Origin of the sequence: Sphingomonas daechungensis (genome assembly GCF_039543105.1) — a bacterium.
In the GTDB taxonomy this organism is placed as follows: Bacteria; Pseudomonadota; Alphaproteobacteria; order Sphingomonadales; family Sphingomonadaceae; genus Sphingomicrobium; species Sphingomicrobium daechungense.
Window position 1 is genome coordinate 1385117 of the sequence record NZ_BAABJC010000001.1, and the last position, 16025, is coordinate 1401141.

At 63.8% G+C, this 16025-nt stretch carries 19 protein-coding genes; 9 read left to right on the forward strand and 10 right to left on the reverse strand.

Annotated elements, in window-relative coordinates; genetic code table 11:
* Positions 1 to 2 precede the first annotated feature (2 nt).
* Genes ABD928_RS07230 through ABD928_RS07240 form a run of 3 tightly spaced genes read right to left on the reverse strand, consistent with a single transcriptional unit; the run spans position 3 to position 2180 of the window.
* Positions 3 to 1349, reverse strand: coding sequence for a hemolysin family protein (locus ABD928_RS07230; protein ID WP_187715685.1), 1347 nt, complete (start codon positions 1347 to 1349; stop codon positions 3 to 5).
* A 55-nt stretch (positions 1350 to 1404) separates the two neighbouring features.
* Complete coding sequence (locus ABD928_RS07235) at positions 1405 to 1833, reverse strand: nucleoside deaminase (RefSeq protein ID WP_187715831.1); 429 nt, start codon at positions 1831 to 1833, stop codon at positions 1405 to 1407.
* Between the two features lie 59 nt (positions 1834 to 1892).
* The gene (locus ABD928_RS07240) at positions 1893 to 2180 is read right to left on the reverse strand and encodes a hypothetical protein (RefSeq protein ID WP_187715684.1); all 288 of its coding nucleotides are present in this window, start codon (positions 2178 to 2180) and stop codon (positions 1893 to 1895) included.
* Between the two features lie 158 nt (positions 2181 to 2338).
* Here ABD928_RS07240 and rpmB point away from each other — a divergent pair, with 158 nt between their 5' ends.
* Positions 2339 to 2629, forward strand: coding sequence for a 50S ribosomal protein L28 (gene rpmB, locus ABD928_RS07245; RefSeq protein ID WP_187715683.1), 291 nt, complete (start codon positions 2339 to 2341; stop codon positions 2627 to 2629).
* Positions 2630 to 2654: 25 nt separating this feature from the next.
* Here rpmB and ABD928_RS07250 read toward each other — a convergent pair whose 3' ends face one another.
* The 4 genes from ABD928_RS07250 to ABD928_RS07265 form a co-directional block, all read right to left on the reverse strand.
* Complete coding sequence (locus tag ABD928_RS07250) at positions 2655 to 3767, reverse strand: PepSY-associated TM helix domain-containing protein (RefSeq protein ID WP_345167486.1); 1113 nt, start codon at positions 3765 to 3767, stop codon at positions 2655 to 2657.
* Positions 3768 to 3982: 215 nt separating this feature from the next.
* Positions 3983 to 5836, reverse strand: a complete 1854-nt coding sequence (cobT, locus tag ABD928_RS07255; RefSeq protein WP_425569693.1) for a cobaltochelatase subunit CobT — start codon at positions 5834 to 5836, stop codon at positions 3983 to 3985.
* A 103-nt stretch (positions 5837 to 5939) separates the two neighbouring features.
* Positions 5940 to 6947 carry a cobaltochelatase subunit CobS gene (cobS, locus tag ABD928_RS07260; protein ID WP_187715682.1) on the reverse strand — a complete coding sequence of 336 codons (1008 nt, stop codon included), beginning with the start codon at positions 6945 to 6947 and terminating at the stop codon, positions 5940 to 5942.
* A 32-nt stretch (positions 6948 to 6979) separates the two neighbouring features.
* Positions 6980 to 7651, reverse strand: a complete 672-nt coding sequence (locus ABD928_RS07265) for a winged helix-turn-helix transcriptional regulator (protein WP_187715681.1) — start codon at positions 7649 to 7651, stop codon at positions 6980 to 6982.
* Between the two features lie 86 nt (positions 7652 to 7737).
* On the opposite strand from ABD928_RS07265, the gene ABD928_RS07270 reads away from it, so the two are divergent.
* The 8 genes from ABD928_RS07270 (at position 7738) to msrA (ending at position 12998) form a co-directional block, all read left to right on the forward strand.
* Entirely contained in the window at positions 7738 to 8187 is a 450-nt protein-coding gene (locus ABD928_RS07270; protein ID WP_187715680.1) for a VOC family protein, read from the forward strand.
* Positions 8188 to 8206: 19 nt separating this feature from the next.
* Positions 8207 to 8881: a glutathione S-transferase family protein gene (locus ABD928_RS07275; RefSeq protein ID WP_187715679.1), complete on the forward strand. Its 675-nt coding sequence runs from the start codon at positions 8207 to 8209 to the stop codon at positions 8879 to 8881.
* Between the two features lie 40 nt (positions 8882 to 8921).
* Positions 8922 to 9662, forward strand: a complete 741-nt coding sequence (locus tag ABD928_RS07280; protein WP_345167493.1) for a DUF1428 domain-containing protein — start codon at positions 8922 to 8924, stop codon at positions 9660 to 9662.
* Between the two features lie 33 nt (positions 9663 to 9695).
* The gene (locus ABD928_RS07285; RefSeq protein ID WP_187715677.1) at positions 9696 to 10520 is read left to right on the forward strand and encodes a VOC family protein; all 825 of its coding nucleotides are present in this window, start codon (positions 9696 to 9698) and stop codon (positions 10518 to 10520) included.
* A 10-nt stretch (positions 10521 to 10530) separates the two neighbouring features.
* Positions 10531 to 11031, forward strand: a complete 501-nt coding sequence (locus ABD928_RS07290) for a VOC family protein (RefSeq protein WP_345167497.1) — start codon at positions 10531 to 10533, stop codon at positions 11029 to 11031.
* A complete protein-coding gene (locus ABD928_RS07295) occupies positions 11024 to 11686 on the forward strand; it encodes a dihydrofolate reductase family protein (RefSeq protein ID WP_187715676.1) in 663 nt (220 codons plus the stop codon). The genes ABD928_RS07290 and ABD928_RS07295 overlap by 8 nt, the downstream gene beginning before the upstream one ends.
* The gene (locus ABD928_RS07300; protein WP_345167501.1) at positions 11683 to 12336 is read left to right on the forward strand and encodes a glutathione S-transferase family protein; all 654 of its coding nucleotides are present in this window, start codon (positions 11683 to 11685) and stop codon (positions 12334 to 12336) included. Before ABD928_RS07295 ends, ABD928_RS07300 begins: the two co-directional genes overlap by 4 nt.
* Before the next feature lie 62 nt (positions 12337 to 12398).
* Entirely contained in the window at positions 12399 to 12998 is a 600-nt protein-coding gene (gene msrA, locus ABD928_RS07305; protein WP_345167504.1) for a peptide-methionine (S)-S-oxide reductase MsrA, read from the forward strand.
* Between the two features lie 22 nt (positions 12999 to 13020).
* Here the strand turns inward: msrA and ABD928_RS07310 are convergent, their stop codons facing one another.
* From ABD928_RS07310 to ABD928_RS07320, 3 genes are all read right to left on the reverse strand, one after another.
* A complete protein-coding gene (locus tag ABD928_RS07310; RefSeq protein WP_187715675.1) occupies positions 13021 to 13293 on the reverse strand; it encodes a hypothetical protein in 273 nt (90 codons plus the stop codon).
* Between the two features lie 74 nt (positions 13294 to 13367).
* A complete protein-coding gene (locus ABD928_RS07315) occupies positions 13368 to 14879 on the reverse strand; it encodes a putative 2OG-Fe(II) oxygenase (RefSeq protein ID WP_345167509.1) in 1512 nt (503 codons plus the stop codon).
* On the reverse strand, positions 14876 to 16024 hold the full coding sequence (locus ABD928_RS07320) for an aspartyl/asparaginyl beta-hydroxylase domain-containing protein (protein WP_345167512.1): 1149 nt from the start codon (positions 16022 to 16024) through the stop codon (positions 14876 to 14878). Before ABD928_RS07320 ends, ABD928_RS07315 begins: the two co-directional genes overlap by 4 nt.
* Position 16025 lies beyond the last annotated feature (1 nt).

Consider the following 16025-nt stretch of genomic DNA (forward strand, 5'->3'; position numbering starts at 1 on the left):
TTTCAATTTTCCTCGGCTTTTGCCGGTTCGCTGTCCCGAGACCTGCGCTTCGGTCGCGACGCGATCAGCTTGTCGATCTTGCGCCCGTCCATGTCGACGACTTCGAATCGCCAGCCATCGTGCGTGAAGGTCTCGCCGGTCTGCGGAAGCCGCTTCAGGACCGAAAGCGCGAAGCCGGCAACTGTCGAATAATCGCGGTCGTTGGGCATGTTCACGCCTAACCGGTCTTCCAGCAGGTCGGCGCTTGCCGCCCCGGACACCAGCCAACTGCCGTCGTCACGCTCGAACAAGTCGGGCTCATCACCTTCCTCGACGTCGTGGGCGAACGTGCCGGCCAGGGCCGCAAGGATGCTTCCGGGCGTCACGATACCGTCGAAGTGACCATATTCGTCGTGAACGAGCGCCAGCGGAACCTCGGCCGAACGGAGCACTACAAGGGCGTCCATCGCGTCCATCAGATCGGGAATGACTGGCGCCGTGCGGGTCATTTCGCGCAGATCGATTTCGCGGCCGTCGAGCACAGCGTCGAGGAGGTCGCGTGCCTGGATCACGCCGATGATGTCATCGACCGAACCGTCCGCCACCGGGATCCGGCTGTGCGGCGTCTCCTTGAGCGCGTTGCGGAACTCTTCCTTGGTCGCGCTCACATCGACCCAGTCGACATCGGTCCGCGGTGTCATGACCTCGCGTACGGGCCGGTCGGCAAGACGGACGATGCCCGAAATGATCGCCCGCTCGCTTTCTTCGAGGACTCCGGCAGTCTGTGCTTCGGCCACCACCAGATGAAGCTCTTCCGCGGTCACCGTATTCTCGGATTCGCGGTTGAGACCCAACAGCTTGAAGATAAGGCCACTAGTCCGGTCTAGGAGCCAGACAATCGGGCCCGTCAAGGCTGACAGCCAGCGCATCGGACGCGCCATGGCTGCGGCAATGGGCTCCGGCGATCGCAGGGCAAGTTGCTTCGGCACCAACTCGCCGACCACAACCGAGGCGAAGGTCGTGAGAATAATTACGATAGCGAACCCGACCGTCTGCGCCGTATCCGGCTCCAGGCCCAGCAGCGTGATTCTCTCCCCGACAGGCTCACCGAGCGTGGCGCCTGAATATGCACCGGCAAGGATTCCGACGAGGGTGATGCCGATCTGGACGGTCGAGAGAAACCGGCCGGGATTGGCGGCAAGCTGCAATGCGCACTTCGCCCCGGCGCTGCCTGTCTTGGCCATCGCCTTCAGCCGCGCTTCGCGGGAGGACACGATCGCCAGCTCGCTCATCGACAGGACGCCGTTGAGCATCACCAAGGCCAGGATGATGACGACGTCGAACCAGGGAATGGGGGAAGGATCGCTCATTGCGTGAGGCTGTTAAATGCCCGCGCGCGCATTTGTTCACAAGCGTTGGTCAATTTCAGCGCCTGTCACCGAAGAAATCGCGGAGAAGCTCCGCGGATTCCGCCTCACCAATCCCACCGAGAACGTCCGGGCGATGGTGGCAGGTTGGCTGGTTGAACACGCGCGCGCCATGGACGACCCCGCCGCCTTTCGGATCTTCAGCTCCAAATCGGAGCCCATCCAGCCGCGCCAGTGCGATCGCTCCCGCACACATGGCGCAGGGTTCGAGCGTCACCCAGAGGGTGCAGCCGTCGAGCCGGGACTGGCCCAGGGTCACGGCCGCATGCCGGATCGCGACAACTTCAGCGTGCGCCGTCGGATCGAGGCTTCCGCGCATCGCATTGCGGGCCTCGGCAATGATCTGTTCGCCCTTGGTCACGACGGCGCCCACCGGTACCTCGCCATCGGCCGCGGCCTCTCTAGCAAGGTCGAGCGCGCGACGCATCGGCGATGGAAGCGGAAAGCTCACACCAGCCGGCTAGTGCAGGCCGCTCCTCCTGTCGATTACTGAGCGGTGTTGGTGGCCGGCTGTGCCTGGTTGCCGTCGGCCGGATTGACCTTGAGCGAAGGCACCGGGACCGTGACGTTCGCCTGGTTGGCGCCGACGCTGACGGTTCCCGTTTCGACGTCGAAAGCCGGGGTCTGACCGCCCGTCGCCGTAATGCCGTTCGAGTTCACGGACACCTGCGGCACTTCTGCCGGTCGCGTCTGATTGATGTCGATGAGCCCGGTGGCGACGAGTACGATCAACGCCACCACGGCGAGGATCAAAAGTAAAAGAACTGCGCGCATCCCTGTTCCGATCTAACGTAGTCCAAGCGACATAACGTCATTGCGGCTGCCAAGGTTTCCTCGCAAGTGTTGACGCGCAAGACCCTTATGGGTATCGGGCTGCGGCTTTCCGGGCCCTCTCGCGAGCGGCCCGCTTCAACGAATCAGGAACGAACAACATGTCGCGCGTTTGCGAGCTGACCGGCAAGGGCCGGCAGGTGGGACACAATGTTTCCCACGCCAACAACAAGACCAAGCGCACGTTTCTGCCGAACCTGCAGAACGTGACTTTGATCTCCGACGCCCTTGGGCAGAGCGTGAAGCTGCGCGTTTCGACGCACGGCCTGCGTTCGGTCGAGCATGTCGGCGGCCTCGACAATTGGCTGCTGAAGACCAGCGATGACAAGCTGTCGCCGAAGGTCCGCAAGCTGAAGCGCGAGATCGTCAAGAAGGGTCAGGCCGCGGCCTGACCCGTCAGCGGTCCCGAACGGGCCGCTAGCTCTCCAAAGCTTCCGATTCCGCCATCGCCGCCGCGCCGCGACGGTGCCGTTCGCGCCGCCGGCGCATGCGCAGCCACATCAGGATTCCCGTCACCGCCAGGATGGCCGGCAGGATTCCCGAGATGAACATCACAATCTGCCACCAGAGCGGCATGTCGCTGCCATCGTGGATCCGTTCCATCGTTCGCGCGACCGTCTGCGGCCTTTCCGGCGCCAACGTGGCCGTTGCGTCAAGGTCGCGAACCTTGATTTCAGATGCTTTCCCGTTGGCGGTGACTTTTACCGTCCACTCCGGCGACTTGTCGGTCGGCCAGGCGACGTTCGTAAGCCGGCCCGACACCAGCTTCTGGGCAGAGGTCGCCGCCTGATCCACGCTCTGGCGCGGGAGCGTCAGCGGCTGGCCTTGGGACCCGGGACCGACGTGCCCGACGGGTGAGCCTGAGAGCACGCTGAATGCGCCGGGGAATGAGATCCAGGCGCCCGTCCCCGACATGATCGCGAGCGGTATCGCAATCCAGAACCCGCCCAGATGATGAAGGTTGGAGTTGAAGTCAGGCCGGCGGTTCCAGCGCAGGCCCCGCGTGACGCTGCCTTTCAGCGGCCACCACAGCCAAATGCCGGTGAGCGACGAGATGAACATCGCGACGCCGATCCAGCCTACGACCTTTCGGCCGACGCCGGGGTACATCAGGTTCCCGTGCAAGGTGTGGAGGACGCGGACGACCCCCTCGTTCATATTGGCGCGGTCGAGCGGTTCGGCACTCGTCGGGTCGAGCCAGATCCACGCCCGCTGCGGCCTGGAATCGCCAAGCGGCGCCTTGGTGATCGTGACCTGGACGCTTCCGGCCTTGTCCGGAAATGCCATCGACACGATGCGATCACCTGGCTTGAGAAGCGAGTTGGCGGCTTCAGCGTAGGTGCCGGGCGTGGCCAAAGGCGAACTCACGACGGGATAACGGTGCGGGTTGACCTGCGCGTCCAGCCAACCGCGCCAGACCAGCGCCGATCCGCTGAGCGACAACGGAATGATCAGGATCGCAAGGATCAGGCCGATCCACTTGTGCAACTGGAACCACGCACGGCGAAGGCGAATCATTTTCGGGCTCATGAACCGCCATTAGCTTGTTGCGAAGCGTTCGCAATAGTCATGCTGTTTCCTGAACAGACGTTGCCAGGGTCATTCAGCTTCGGTGAAGCGCGAATCGGACATAAGCCCAACAAGTGCCGAGGTTTCCCCCTTTTTCCTCGTCACCAACTGTCCCTCGCGTCGCGTTACGAGGGGGGCCCGACGCCTTACCGCGTCGGGCCCTAATTCTTTCAGCCTCAGGCTGTTTCGAACAGATTCGCGAGCTGCTCGATCATCGCCCCGCCCAACTGCTCCGCATCCATGATGGTGACCGCCCTGCTGTAGTAGCGGGTCACGTCGTGGCCGATACCGATGGCGACCAGTTCTACCGTGGAGCGGCGCTCGATCCATTCGATCACCTGCCGCAGATGCCTCTCGAGATAGGCACCGCCATTGGCCGAAGCGGTCGAATCGTCGACCGGCGCGCCGTCTGAAATCACCATCAGGATCCGGCGCTCTTCGGGCCGCGCAATCAATCGATTATGCGCCCACAGCAGCGCCTCGCCGTCGATATTCTCCTTGAGGAGCCCCTCTCGCATCATCAGGCCGAGATGGCGCTTGGCATGGCGATAGGGCTCGTCCGCGCGCTTGTAGACGATATGCCGAAGGTCGTTCAGGCGACCGGGCGTCGCCGGACGGCCATCGCTAAGCCATAGCTCGCGACTCTGGCCGCCCTTCCAGGCGCGTGTTGTGAAGCCCAGAATCTCGCTCGCGACGCCGACCCGCTCAAGGGTCCTCGCCAAAATATCGGCACAGATTGCGGCAATCGCGATCGGCCGGCCGCGCATCGACCCGCTGTTATCGATCAGCAGGCTGACGACCGTGTCGCGGAATTCCGTGTCCCGCTCGATCTTGTAGCTGAGCGAGTGCATCGGATTGACGATCACTCGCGCCAGCCGGGCAGCGTCCAGCAACCCTTCTTCCTGATCGAAATCCCAGCTTCGCGCCTGCTGCGCCATCAGCCGGCGCTGGAGGCGGTTGGCCAGCCGCGTCACCACATTGTGAAGTCCGCCCATCTGCTGGTCGAGATAAGCGCGGAGGCGCGTCAGCTCCTCTTCATCGCAAAGCTCCTCGGCCTCGACCACCTCATCGAAGCGGGTCGTGAACGCCTTGTAGTCGGTCTGCGGAGAGAGATCCCAGTTGCGCCGGTCCGGGATCGAGAAGGCGTCCTCGGCTGTATCGTCGCCGTCGGAGAGCTCGTCCTCGCCAAGCTCCATGTCTTGCGGAGCGGTGTCGCCGTCACCCTCTTCTTCCACTTGCTCGGCGCGCATTTCCGTCTGATCGGATGTGGCGCCGCTTTCAGTCTCGTCGTCGCCGTCCTCGCCAGTGCCGTCGTCGCCCTCGTCCTCATCGCCGCCGGCTTCTGGCGGTTCCTGCGCCTCGTCAGCGCCGGCCGCCAGATCGAGGTCCTCCAGCAATCTTCGAGCGATCTTCGCGAAGGCAGCCTGATCGTCGATGGTCATGGCGAGGGCGTCGAGATCGACACCGGCCTTTTCTTCGATCCAGGGTGCAACCAGGTCGAGGCCTGCTTTGGCCGACTGCGGCGGGGCGTCGCCAGTGAGCCGCTCCCGGGCCAGCAGACCGATCGCCGTGGCAAGGGGAACCTCGTCTTCGCTCCTGGCGCGAAGGATTGCGTCGCCCCGAATGCGCGCCTCGGTCAGCTCGGAGAGATTGGCGCGAACACCGGACATGGTGCGCGCGCCGAGCGCCTCGAAGCGGGCAGTTTCCAGCGCATCGAAGACGGCCCGCGCCTCCAGATCGACAGGCGCCGCCGCGGCGTGAAGCGAGTCGTCATGATAGCGGAGGCGAAGCGCCAGCGAATCGGAGGCACCGCGCGCCTCGGCAACCAGCTTTCGCTGCAGGCTGGCACCGGGCGAAGGCACGCGCGCCGTCTTCCCGGACGGCGGTGCGGTCTCCGTCGCAAAGACCACCTCAACTTCCGGGTCGCGGGCAATCGCTCGCGCGGCCCCGGCCAGAGCACGTCGGAAGAGGTCGATCGGCTCAGCCAAAACGGGCACACCGGAGGAGCCGAATGTTCCCAATGTTCGCACTGACGGGGATAGTCCGGCTCAGCCGTCGCACACCAATCAGGGCCATTCCCTGTCCTTTGTCATGAGCCTGGCGCTGTAGGACAGCGATTTCACGCATCGGCCTTCAGCTGGCCTTCGAGGCGACGCTTTCGGGAAGGTCCGTGCCAAAGACGCGCTGAAAATATTCGGCAATCAGCGGTCGCTCGGCTTCGTCGCACTTGTTGAGGAAGGTCACCCGGAAAGCGAAGCCGACATCGCCGAAGATCAGCGCATTCTGCGCCCAGCTGATGACGGTCCGCGGGCTCATGACGGTCGATATGTCGCCGTTGATGAAGCCCTGCCGCGACAGATCGGCGACCTTGATCATCTTCTCGACCGTCTGCTTGCCGTCGGGATCGTCATATTCGCCCGACTTGGCGAGGACGATTTGCGCCTCGACCGCCGCCGGCAGATAATTGAGCGTCGTAACGATGTTCCAGCGGTCCATCTGGCCCTGATTGATCGCCTGGGTGCCGTGATAGAGGCCGGTCGTGTCGCCGAGGCCGATCGTGTTCGTCGTCGCGAACAGCCGGAAGAAGGGGTTCGGGCGGATCACCCGGTTCTGGTCGAGCAGGGTCAGCTTGCCTTCCGTCTCGAGCACACGCTGGATCACGAACATCACGTCCGGCCGGCCCGCGTCATATTCGTCGAACACCAGAGCGACGGGGTGCTGAAGCGCCCATGGGAGCAGGCCCTCGCGGAACTCCGTAACCTGTTGGCCTTCCTTGAGGACGATGGCGTCGCGGCCGACGAGGTCGATGCGGCTGATGTGGGCGTCGAGGTTGATGCGGATCAGCGGCCAGTTGAGGCGCGCCGCGACCTGCTCGATATGGGTCGACTTGCCGGTCCCGTGATAGCCCTGGACCATCACGCGGCGGTTCTTCGCGAAGCCGGCGCAAATCGCCAGCGTCGTGTCCGGATCGAACACATAGGCCGGGTCGAGATCCGGCACGCGCTCGTCCGCCTCACTGAACGCCGGGACTTCCATGTCGCTGTCGATCCCGAACAGGTCGCGGATCTTGGCCATCTTGTCGGGCGCCGAAAGAACCGTGTCGGAGCGGCTCTCGCTGTTCACGTTGGATAATTCGGTCATCGGGATTGCCTTAAGGCAAGGCGTCGAGCGTCTCAACAATAGGGATTAGCCGAGATCTCCGCTTTCTGGGGGAGCGTGTAGAAGCTCACGAACTTTCGTGCGAGGTTGCTGTCGCCCTCGAACCCCGCCGATTCGAGTGGCGCACCCCCGTAGATGACCGCCGCGAGCTGTGCGCCGGTACATTTGAAACCGAAATCCACGTCTTCGGGCTCCGCTCGGGCAACCTTGAACCGGCCCTTGCGCAGACGGCCGACGAAGCTCTCATTGCCGATCCTGAAGCCAATACGCGCCTCGAAATTCTTGGCCTTCTTGCGGTCGATCATCGTCTTGAGGCTCAGCATCATCGATGTAGCGCTGATCGGAAGGGTCGGGTCGTGAGCGGGCGAACGCGCGGCCCAGCGACCCAGCGACTGGACGATCGGTTCGGCTTCCAAGCCCCACTCCGTTGCCTCGTAGACCTGAACGGACGCAGGCGGCGGCAGCTTGCGGCGACGAACGAGCCCGCGCTCCTCCAGTTCGGACAGGCGCTGGGTCAGCACATTTGCGCTGATCCCGGGCAAGTCCGCCCTCAGGTCTGAGAAGCGGCGCGCGCCGAGCATCAGCTCCCGCAGGACCAGGAGCGCCCAACGCTCGCCGATCAGCTCGAGCCCATGAGCAGTCCCACAGGCATCATCGTAGCGTCTCTTTGTCTCTACCTTGGCCATCTAAGTTATTTTTTCTAACGAGTCAGTTGTAATTTATGACGGCTAAGGCCAAAAGGCAAGCGAATCGAGCTAGTAGGGAGAGTGGAATGTCTCGAATGATCTTCGTGAACCTGCCGGTGGAGAACCTGGATCGCTCCAAGCGTTTCTACGAAGCCATCGGTGCCCGGAACGAGCCGAAGTTCACCAACGAGGCCGCGGCGATGATGGTCCTGTCCGACACCATCAGCCTGATGCTCTTGACCAAGCCGTTCTATGCCACCTTCACCAGCAAGCGGATTGCGGACGCGCACAGCAGCAGCCAGGTCTTGCTCTGCCTGTCCTGTGAGAGCCCGGCCGAAGTAGACCAGCTGGTTGAAGCGGCCTCTGCCAATGGCGGCAAGGCCGATCCTGGCCCCAAGCAGGACATCGGCGGAATGATGTACGGTCGCAGCTTCGAGGATCCGGACGGCCACCACTGGGAGCCGATGTGGATGGACCCGCAGATGGCCGAAGCGGGCGCACACCCTGTCGAATCCGCCACCGCTGTTTCCAACTGAAAAGACTAAGGAGAACGCCATGCCAGTCGATTCGACTGCAACCGCCGAAGTCACCGCCTATCGTTGGGTCCCGGGCTTCGCGCAGGGTCTGGTTCGCGATCTTCGCGTTCGCTGGGCGCTTGAGGAAATCGAACGGCCCTACCGCGTCCGCCTGCTGGACGTGACCAAGCCGCGGCCCGAGGAATATTTTTGCGAGCAGCCGTTCGGCCAGGTCCCCGCCTATCGCGACGACCAGGTCCAGCTGTTCGAGAGTGGAGCGATCCTGATCCATCTCGGCATGCAGGACGATCGCCTGATGCCGGCCGATCATGCGCGGCAGATGCGGGCGATCGCCTGGGTCATCGCTGCCCTGAACAGCGTCGAGCCCGCGATTTTCCCGTTGCTCATGATCAACGTCTTCAACAAGGGCGAGCCCTGGACCGAGGAAGCTCGGCCAAAATTCATGGAACGCCTGAACGGCCGACTGAAGTGCGTGTCCGACGCGCTTGGGGACAAGGAATGGCTGGAAGACCGCTTCACCATCGCGGACCTGCTGCTGGTGACCGTGCTTCGCCAGCTTCGCGGCGGCGAGGTCGTCGATCAGTATCCCAATCTCGCGGCCCACATCGCGCGTGGCGAGGCCCGGCCCGCCTTCCAGCGCGCGCTGGCCGACCAGCTTGCGGTCTTCGCTGAAAACGAGCCGCAGCCCGCCTGAGCGAACCCTGCGACGTCCTGAATTCCGGAGGAGAAAGACGATGACCTATTTCGAAGGCTTCCTGGTCCCGGTGCCCGAGAGCAAGAAGGAAGAGTATCGCAAGCACGCTGCCGATGGGGCGCCGATCTTTCATGAACTCGGCGTTCGCCGCCACGTCGAAGCTTGGGACAGCGATGTCCCGGAAGGAAAGGTCACCGACTTCCGCAAGGCCGTCGATGCGACGCCGGAGGAGAAAGTCGTCTTCGCCTGGTTCGAATACCCCGACCGGGCCGCGCGCGATGCCGCCAACGCGAAATTCCGGTCCGATCCGCGCATGGCGGAAATGGCCGCATCGCCAATGCCGTTCGATGCCAAGCGGATGATCTACGGAGGCTTCAAGGCGATCGTCGAGGAAGGCAGTGAGCGCGGTGGCTACACCGACGGCTTCATCGTCCCCGTGCCGGACGACAAGAAGGAGGCTTACCGCGAACTCGCGGCCAAGATGGCCAAGGTTTTCCGCGCGCATGGCGCCAGCCGGGTCGTCGAGGCGATCGCCGACGACATCGAGCACGGCAAGGTCACCGATTACTACCGCGCGGTGAAGGCGGAAGATGGTGAAACCGTGGTGTTCAGCTTTATCGAATGGCCCGACAAGCAGGCCCGCGACGATGCCTGGGCGAAGATCATGCAGGACGAAAGCATGAAGCCGAGCGACCCCATGCCGTTCAACGGCCAGCGCATGTTCTGGGGCGGGTTTGAGCCGATCGTCGACGAAGTCGCCAAGACGCCGGCAAGCGCCTGAACCGCGCAACTGCCTCAAACGGAAGGAACCAGAATGTCCGAAGTGACTGACGCGCCCGCACGGGCCGACGCAACCCGCCGCCCGCTGCAGGGAAGCAACGTTTGGTACGAGTTGATGACCCCTGATCCGGACGGAGCGCGAGCATTCTACGGCTCCGTCGTCGGATGGACGATCAGCGATCCGATTGGCGGCGAGCAGGACTATCGGATGATCGGCCGTAGCGACGGCGGCTCGGCCGGCGGCGTGCTGGGCCTCACCGACGGCATGCGGCAGGAGGGCGCACGGCCGATCTGGCTTGGCTATTTCGGCGTCGACGACGTCGACGCGACAGTCGCCGCAGCAGAAGAAAAAGGCGGCAAGGTCCTGATGCCCGCCTTCGACATCCCGCAAGGCCGCATCGCGATGGTCGCGGACCCGCAAGGCCTTCCATTCTACGTGATGACGCCCATTCCGCCCGAGGGCGACCCGGACGCGCAGAGTGATGTCTTTTCGCTGGAGGCCGAGCAGCGGGTGGGCTGGAACGAGTTGATGACCTCCAACCCCGAGGCCGCCCGGCAATTCTACGGCGACTTGTTCGGTTGGACGAGCGACGACTTCATGCCGATGGGCGAGAATGGCGAATATCGCTTCTTCGCCCGAAGCGGCGAGACGTTCGGCGCCGTCTGCAAGGAAATGGGCAGCGGCAACAGCAAATGGCGTTTCTACATTCGGGTTCCGTCCATCACCAAAGCCGTCGAGGCCGTGAAGGCAGGCGGCGGCGAGGTGGCGATGGGCCCGCACGAAGTTCCCGGCGGCGATCACATCATCATCGGCAACGATCCGCAGGGCGCGGAATTCGCGCTCGTCGGCAAGGCCTGAGGAGAGGACAATGGCGAGTAACACGCTGACCACCTGCCTGTGGTTCGACAAAGGCGAAGCTCGGAAGGCCGCGGAATTCTACGCCTCGGTCTTTCCCGACACGCATGTCGGAGCGCCCCATTCGGCCGCGTCCGATTACCCCGGCGGCAAGGAGGGCGATGAGCTGACGGTCGAGTTCACCTTGCTTGGCCAGTCTTTCGTCGGCCTCAATGGCGGCCCGAACTTCAAGGCCAATGAGGCCGTCAGCTTCATGGTGGTTACGGAAAGCCAGGAAGAGACGGATCGCTATTGGGACGCGATCACCAAGACCGGCGGCGAGGAAAGCATGTGCGGCTGGTGCAAGGACAAGTGGGGCTTTTCCTGGCAGATCACCCCTAGGGCGTTGCTTGACGCAACAACCAACCCGGACAAGGCGGTCGCCCAGCGCGCATTCCAGGCGATGATGACGATGCGCAAGATCGACATCGCGACGATCGAAGCCGCCGTTCGCGGAGAGCCGGTCAATGCGTAAGCTCACCGGCTCGGTTTTCGTATCCCTGGACGGCGTCATGCAGGCGCCGGGCGGTCCCGAGGAAGATCCGACCAGCGGCTTCCGCTTTGGCGGCTGGGTCGCGCCCTACTGGGACGAAGACATGGGACCGTTCGAGAAGCTGATCATGGCGGATTATGACCTGCTTCTGGGCAAGCGAACCTACGACATCTTCTCCGCCTATTGGCCGTACAATCAGGACAATCCGATCGGGGAGAAATTCCAGCGCATCAACAAGTATGTCGTCACTCATTCGGATGCGCCGCTGACTTGGGAGAATAGCGAGAAGCTATCCGGCGATCTCGTGCAGGCGGTCGCTGGTCTCAAGGACAGCGACGGCCGCGATCTCCTCATTCAGGGCAGCAGCACGCTGTACGTGCCACTGCTTGCGGCCGGGTTGATCGACAGGCTGGTTCTGATCACCTTTCCGGTCGTGCTTGGGACCGGAAAGCGCATCTTCGACGGCACGCAGCAGCCGGGTGCGCTCAAGATGGTGGAGAGCTTCGTTTCCCCCAAGGGTGTGGTGATTGCCGCCTACGAGCCGAACGGGCAGGTCCAGACAGGCAACTTCGCGAGCACGGAGCCGAGCGAAGCCGAGCTCGAACGCCGCGCAAGTTGGGCGCGGGAGGACGCATGACCCTGCAGTTCTTCGGCCATCCGTTCAGCAGCTACACGCAGAAGGTTCTCATCGCCCTTTGGGCCGACGGCACCGACTTCGCCTATCTCATGGTGGAGGATCCAGCGAACATGGAAGAACTCAAGCGGCACTCGCCGTACGGGCTCTTTCCGGTCCTGATCGACGATGGCCGGCCGGTTCTGGAAAGCTCGACAATCATCGAGCACCTGCACGCGCATCACCGGGGACCAAACGACTGGATTCCCGACGGAGAATTGGGCCGGCAGGTTCGCTTCCTCGACCGCTTCTTCGACCTCTACGTCATGGGTAATATGCAAAGGCCGGTGTCCGACATCATTCGACCGGAGGGCGCCAACCGCGACCCCTACGGCGTCCAGAAGTCGCGCAAGGACCTGTTGACGGCCTACGACTGGCTCGAAGCCAATCTCGGCGACGGGCCTTGGGCGGCCGGCGATAGCTTTACCATGGCCGACTGTGCGGCCGCCCCCAGCCTTTTTTACGCGGATTGGGTGGAAGAGATCGGACCAGACCGTCCCCGGCTATCCGCCTATCGCTCCCGATTGCTGGCGCACCCGGTCGTCGCGCGCGCGGTCGACGAGGGCCGTCCGTATCGGCATTACTTTCCGCTCGGCGCGCCCGACCGCGATTAGGCGTGTAACCATACCGGTCCAGATCGCGGATAAAGGACATAGTCCCGTTTGGAGCCATACCGATGCGTAGCCGCTTGACCGCTTTCCTGACCGTTCCTGCCCTCTGCCTGTCACTGGCATCGACAGCATCCGCCCAGGCGCCCACAGAGACGGCTGTGCTGGCAGGCGGCTGCTTCTGGGGGATGGAAGCAGTCTTTGAACATGTGAAGGGCGTTCACAACGTCGTGTCAGGCTATGCGGGCGGCCAGGCGCATGATGCGAGCTACGACAAGGTCAGCACCGAGCGGACCGGACATGCGGAAGCCGTCAAAATCACGTTCGACCCGCGGCAAGTCAGCTACGCCCAACTGCTGAAAATCTATTTCTCCGTGGCGCACGATCCGACGCAGGTGAACCGCCAGGGCCCCGACGTTGGGCCGAGCTACAGGTCGGCGATCTTCCCTCAGACCCCGGCGCAGAAGCAGGTCGCCGCCAGCTTCATCCGGCAGCTGAACGCGCAGCGGCCGATTGCCACGAAGATCGAAGGCGGCCCCTTCTTCGCAGCCGAGGCCTATCACCAGGACTTCGCCCGCAAACATCCGCAGCACCCCTACATCGTCATCAACGACGAGCCGAAGGTGGCGAAGCTAAAGAGGGCTTACCCGCAATATTGGAAAGGCTGACGCGGCTCCCGCCGCGGGAGGCCTAGTTGCCCGTCGGTCCGCTGCGCTGCGTCTGAACGCGGGTCAGTTCCTGCTGATCCTGAAGCTTCCGGTCAGCCCATTCGGCGCGGGTCATGCACACCTTCTTGTTGCCGAGGCGCGACCCGATGACTTCCTGCTTGACGCAGACCTTTTCGTTCGGGTCGTTCGGCTTCGTTTGCGTCTGGGCGGGTGCCGGAGCCGCCGCAGGAGCCTGAGCAATTGCCGGCGCGGCGATTAGGGCAACCGGCACGCAAGCATGAATGAGCTTCAACATACGAAAACCTCTCTCGGAAGTGCGGCAATTATTGGCGCTTGGCGATTGCTGCGCAATGAATTTTCGACAGACGCTCAAACCGGTGGAGATACATCGAAAGCCACCGTCATCCGCTCGCCTTCCTCGAATGGGACGGTCCCGTGCCACATCCACGACGGAAAGAGGACGAGCTGGCCGACCTTCGGCTGGATCTTTCGCCAGGGTTCGAGCTCGATGCCGAGCTTCTCGTCGGGTTGTCCGAGCGTGAACCACCCCGCGTCCGAGCGTTCCTCGTGCCCGCGTTCGGGCAACGCCAGGTAGAGCGCCGAACTTATCCAGCCTAGCGGGTGGACGTGATTGGAATGATGCCCATGCGAGCGAAGCCGCACCGACCAGCTTCCCGAGAACCGGACCCGGCGGTCGCGTCGGGGACCGAGCATTGGATGGCTCGGGTCAGGGCCTGGAAGCTGCGCGACGTGACGCTCCACCGCACCGACAATGGCCCGGCGCAGGTGACGGATCGTGGGATCGATCCGGCTGAGCAGCGGACCGTCGGTCTGCGTCCCGCCCCGAACGGACTGGTCCAGATATTCTCCTCGGGCGACGTGCAGCGCACGAAACGTCGCAGTGAGCTTGTCGACCGGGGGCAGGTCGGCCGTGATGTCGGCGACACTGACGAGGCGCTCGTCTTCTTCGAGCCACTGTGATCGCGGATCGCCGGCCAAGCGCCAGGCCGTGGCCGCATAGGCCCAAAGCTCCGCCGTCCGGTCACGCTGCATTTCTTCGTGGATCAGCGGGATCAGTGCGTCGATGGCACCGGCACGAAGCAAGTGACGGACCCGCCAGCGGCCAAGCGCGCGATCAACCGCCTCCGGAAACGCTCCAAACAGGGCCGGCGGACGCACGTCCTGCTCGAACTCCGCGGCGTGAATGCCCTCGTAGATCGCGAACTCTGGCGAATCGACGCCCGCGCTCCTCGCCTTCGCGACGATCGGCAGGAGCGTCTCGTAAGCGCCCCGCCGCAGCTGCACGTTCAGCAGCGCCTCCCAAAGCGGTTGCGCCTTCGGAAAACTCGCAAGCGCCTGGTCCAGCGACGCCGTGGCTTCCGAGGCTCGGCCCTGCGTGGCCATGATCTGTGCAAGTTGCTCATGACCGTAGATCCAGGCCGGAGCACCGCGGAGCGTCGCCATCAGATCTTCGATCGCCCGCTCGCCCTCCCCCATCGCCACCCTGGCGGCAGCGGCGCCGACCATGATCTGACCGTTGCGGGGCGCCAAGGCCAAGGCACGGGCATAGATCGGCCTCGCGTCGAGACCTGCTTCCATGGCTGTCCGTGCATGGCCGTGGGCAATGCTCACGTCGCCAGGCGCCTGCCGAGCCGCCTGCTCGAACGAAGCCAACGCGGCTTCATGTTCGTCGAGTGAACGCTCCAGAAGTGCCTTCCACTGCCACAGCAAAGGGCTCGCGAAGTGCTTCGCTCCACGCTCCAGATACGGCAGCGCCTGCTCTTCCTCGCCTTCCTCCAGCGCTTTGCCTGCAAGGTCCGCAAGCGTATCGGCATTGAACGACGTCGACAGGTTCGCCGCCATCGCCGCCGTTTGGCTCACAGCGCCCCGACCCCGCCTTCGCTTCCGATCAGGGCCGCAACCGCGGCTCGCTCCGTATCGGTCAGATCGGGATGCCAGACGTCGAAGATGAAGACGACACGAAGCTCATCGCTCGGGTTCATTGCTTCGTGTTCGATGGTGTCGTCGAAGACGAAGGCCTCGCCGCGCTTCCAGTAACGCGTCTCCGCGCCGACGCGAAACCAGCATCCCTCCGGCACGATCAGCGGCAGGTGGCAGACGAGCCGGGCGTTGTTCACACCGACGTGCGGGGGGATCGCGGTGTTGGGTGCGAGCAGCGAGAACATAGCGTTCGGGCCGGAGCCGCCCACTTGCGGCTGCGGAAATCCGCTCAGCAACTCCAGCGTGCGGGGGCAATGTCGCGCATTGGCGTCGACCCGCTCGCCGTTCCGCCACAGGTGGATCGCGGTCCAGTCGGGGTTACGGTTGAGCGGACGCCATTGGGCGAGTGGCAGGTGCTCGTCGTACTGGATGTAGGGCACGAGCTCGGCCCGTTCGGCCGCCATCACGGCCTGCAGCTCTTCCGCGATCATGTCGGTCGCCGCTTCGAGGTCGGCGATCCAGGGGAACAGCCTGCGCGGATGGAACTCGCGCTCGGCGAGCTCCGGGAACTGGAAGTGGGTCGGGCTGCTGTGGAAGACCTTCGTCCGGCCGAGAGCATTGTTGCGGAAACGCTCGATCCGCTTGCGCTCTTCCTTGCCCGCCGCGGCCTCGGCCGCTTGCGTGGCCGCCTTGAGCCGCGTTTCGCGCGAGTCGATCCAGGCGGCGTGCTGGCGCTCTCCTTCGACCATGACGGCGGCGAGTTGGGGCGGAAGTTCGTGGTCTGGCCGCTGGGCAATGGCATGACCCCAGGCTTGCCCCGCCTCCGGATCTCCGAGCCGCTGCATGAGGCTCGCCTTCATCAGCAGCATGGTGAAATCCAGCGGCGACACGGCGAGCGCGCGGTGGACGGCATGAAGCGCATTGCGCGGATGACCGGTCGCGCGATGCAAGGCTGCGACCTTCATCCACAGGTCGGCATTGCCGGGCTCGGCTTCTGCCGCCTGGCTGAGCAGGCCTACCGCGGTTCGAAGGTCGCCACGGGCAACCGCCTGGTCCGCTTCGTTGATCAGCCCCGCGCCAGCCATG

Excerpts from the sequence above, each read along its gene's own strand:
- msrA (WP_345167504.1), top strand. The coding sequence starts at position 12,399 with ATGCGTAGCCGCTTGACCGCTTTCCTGACCGTTCCTGCCCTCTGCCTG.
- ABD928_RS07280 (WP_345167493.1), top strand. The coding sequence starts at position 8,922 with ATGACCTATTTCGAAGGCTTCCTGGTCCCGGTGCCCGAGAGCAAGAAG.
- ABD928_RS07320 (WP_345167512.1), bottom strand. The coding sequence starts at position 16,024 with ATGGCTGGCGCGGGGCTGATCAACGAAGCGGACCAGGCGGTTGCCCGT.
- ABD928_RS07270 (WP_187715680.1), top strand. The coding sequence starts at position 7,738 with ATGTCTCGAATGATCTTCGTGAACCTGCCGGTGGAGAACCTGGATCGC.
- rpmB (WP_187715683.1), top strand. The coding sequence starts at position 2,339 with ATGTCGCGCGTTTGCGAGCTGACCGGCAAGGGCCGGCAGGTGGGACAC.
- ABD928_RS07290 (WP_345167497.1), top strand. The coding sequence starts at position 10,531 with ATGGCGAGTAACACGCTGACCACCTGCCTGTGGTTCGACAAAGGCGAA.
- ABD928_RS07300 (WP_345167501.1), top strand. The coding sequence starts at position 11,683 with ATGACCCTGCAGTTCTTCGGCCATCCGTTCAGCAGCTACACGCAGAAG.
- cobS (WP_187715682.1), bottom strand. The coding sequence starts at position 6,947 with ATGACCGAATTATCCAACGTGAACAGCGAGAGCCGCTCCGACACGGTT.
- ABD928_RS07310 (WP_187715675.1), bottom strand. The coding sequence starts at position 13,293 with ATGTTGAAGCTCATTCATGCTTGCGTGCCGGTTGCCCTAATCGCCGCG.
- ABD928_RS07275 (WP_187715679.1), top strand. The coding sequence starts at position 8,207 with ATGCCAGTCGATTCGACTGCAACCGCCGAAGTCACCGCCTATCGTTGG.
- ABD928_RS07285 (WP_187715677.1), top strand. The coding sequence starts at position 9,696 with ATGTCCGAAGTGACTGACGCGCCCGCACGGGCCGACGCAACCCGCCGC.
- ABD928_RS07235 (WP_187715831.1), bottom strand. The coding sequence starts at position 1,833 with ATGCGTCGCGCGCTCGACCTTGCTAGAGAGGCCGCGGCCGATGGCGAG.
- ABD928_RS07240 (WP_187715684.1), bottom strand. The coding sequence starts at position 2,180 with ATGCGCGCAGTTCTTTTACTTTTGATCCTCGCCGTGGTGGCGTTGATC.
- ABD928_RS07250 (WP_345167486.1), bottom strand. The coding sequence starts at position 3,767 with ATGAGCCCGAAAATGATTCGCCTTCGCCGTGCGTGGTTCCAGTTGCAC.
- ABD928_RS07295 (WP_187715676.1), top strand. The coding sequence starts at position 11,024 with ATGCGTAAGCTCACCGGCTCGGTTTTCGTATCCCTGGACGGCGTCATG.
- ABD928_RS07265 (WP_187715681.1), bottom strand. The coding sequence starts at position 7,651 with ATGGCCAAGGTAGAGACAAAGAGACGCTACGATGATGCCTGTGGGACT.
- ABD928_RS07230 (WP_187715685.1), bottom strand. The coding sequence starts at position 1,349 with ATGAGCGATCCTTCCCCCATTCCCTGGTTCGACGTCGTCATCATCCTG.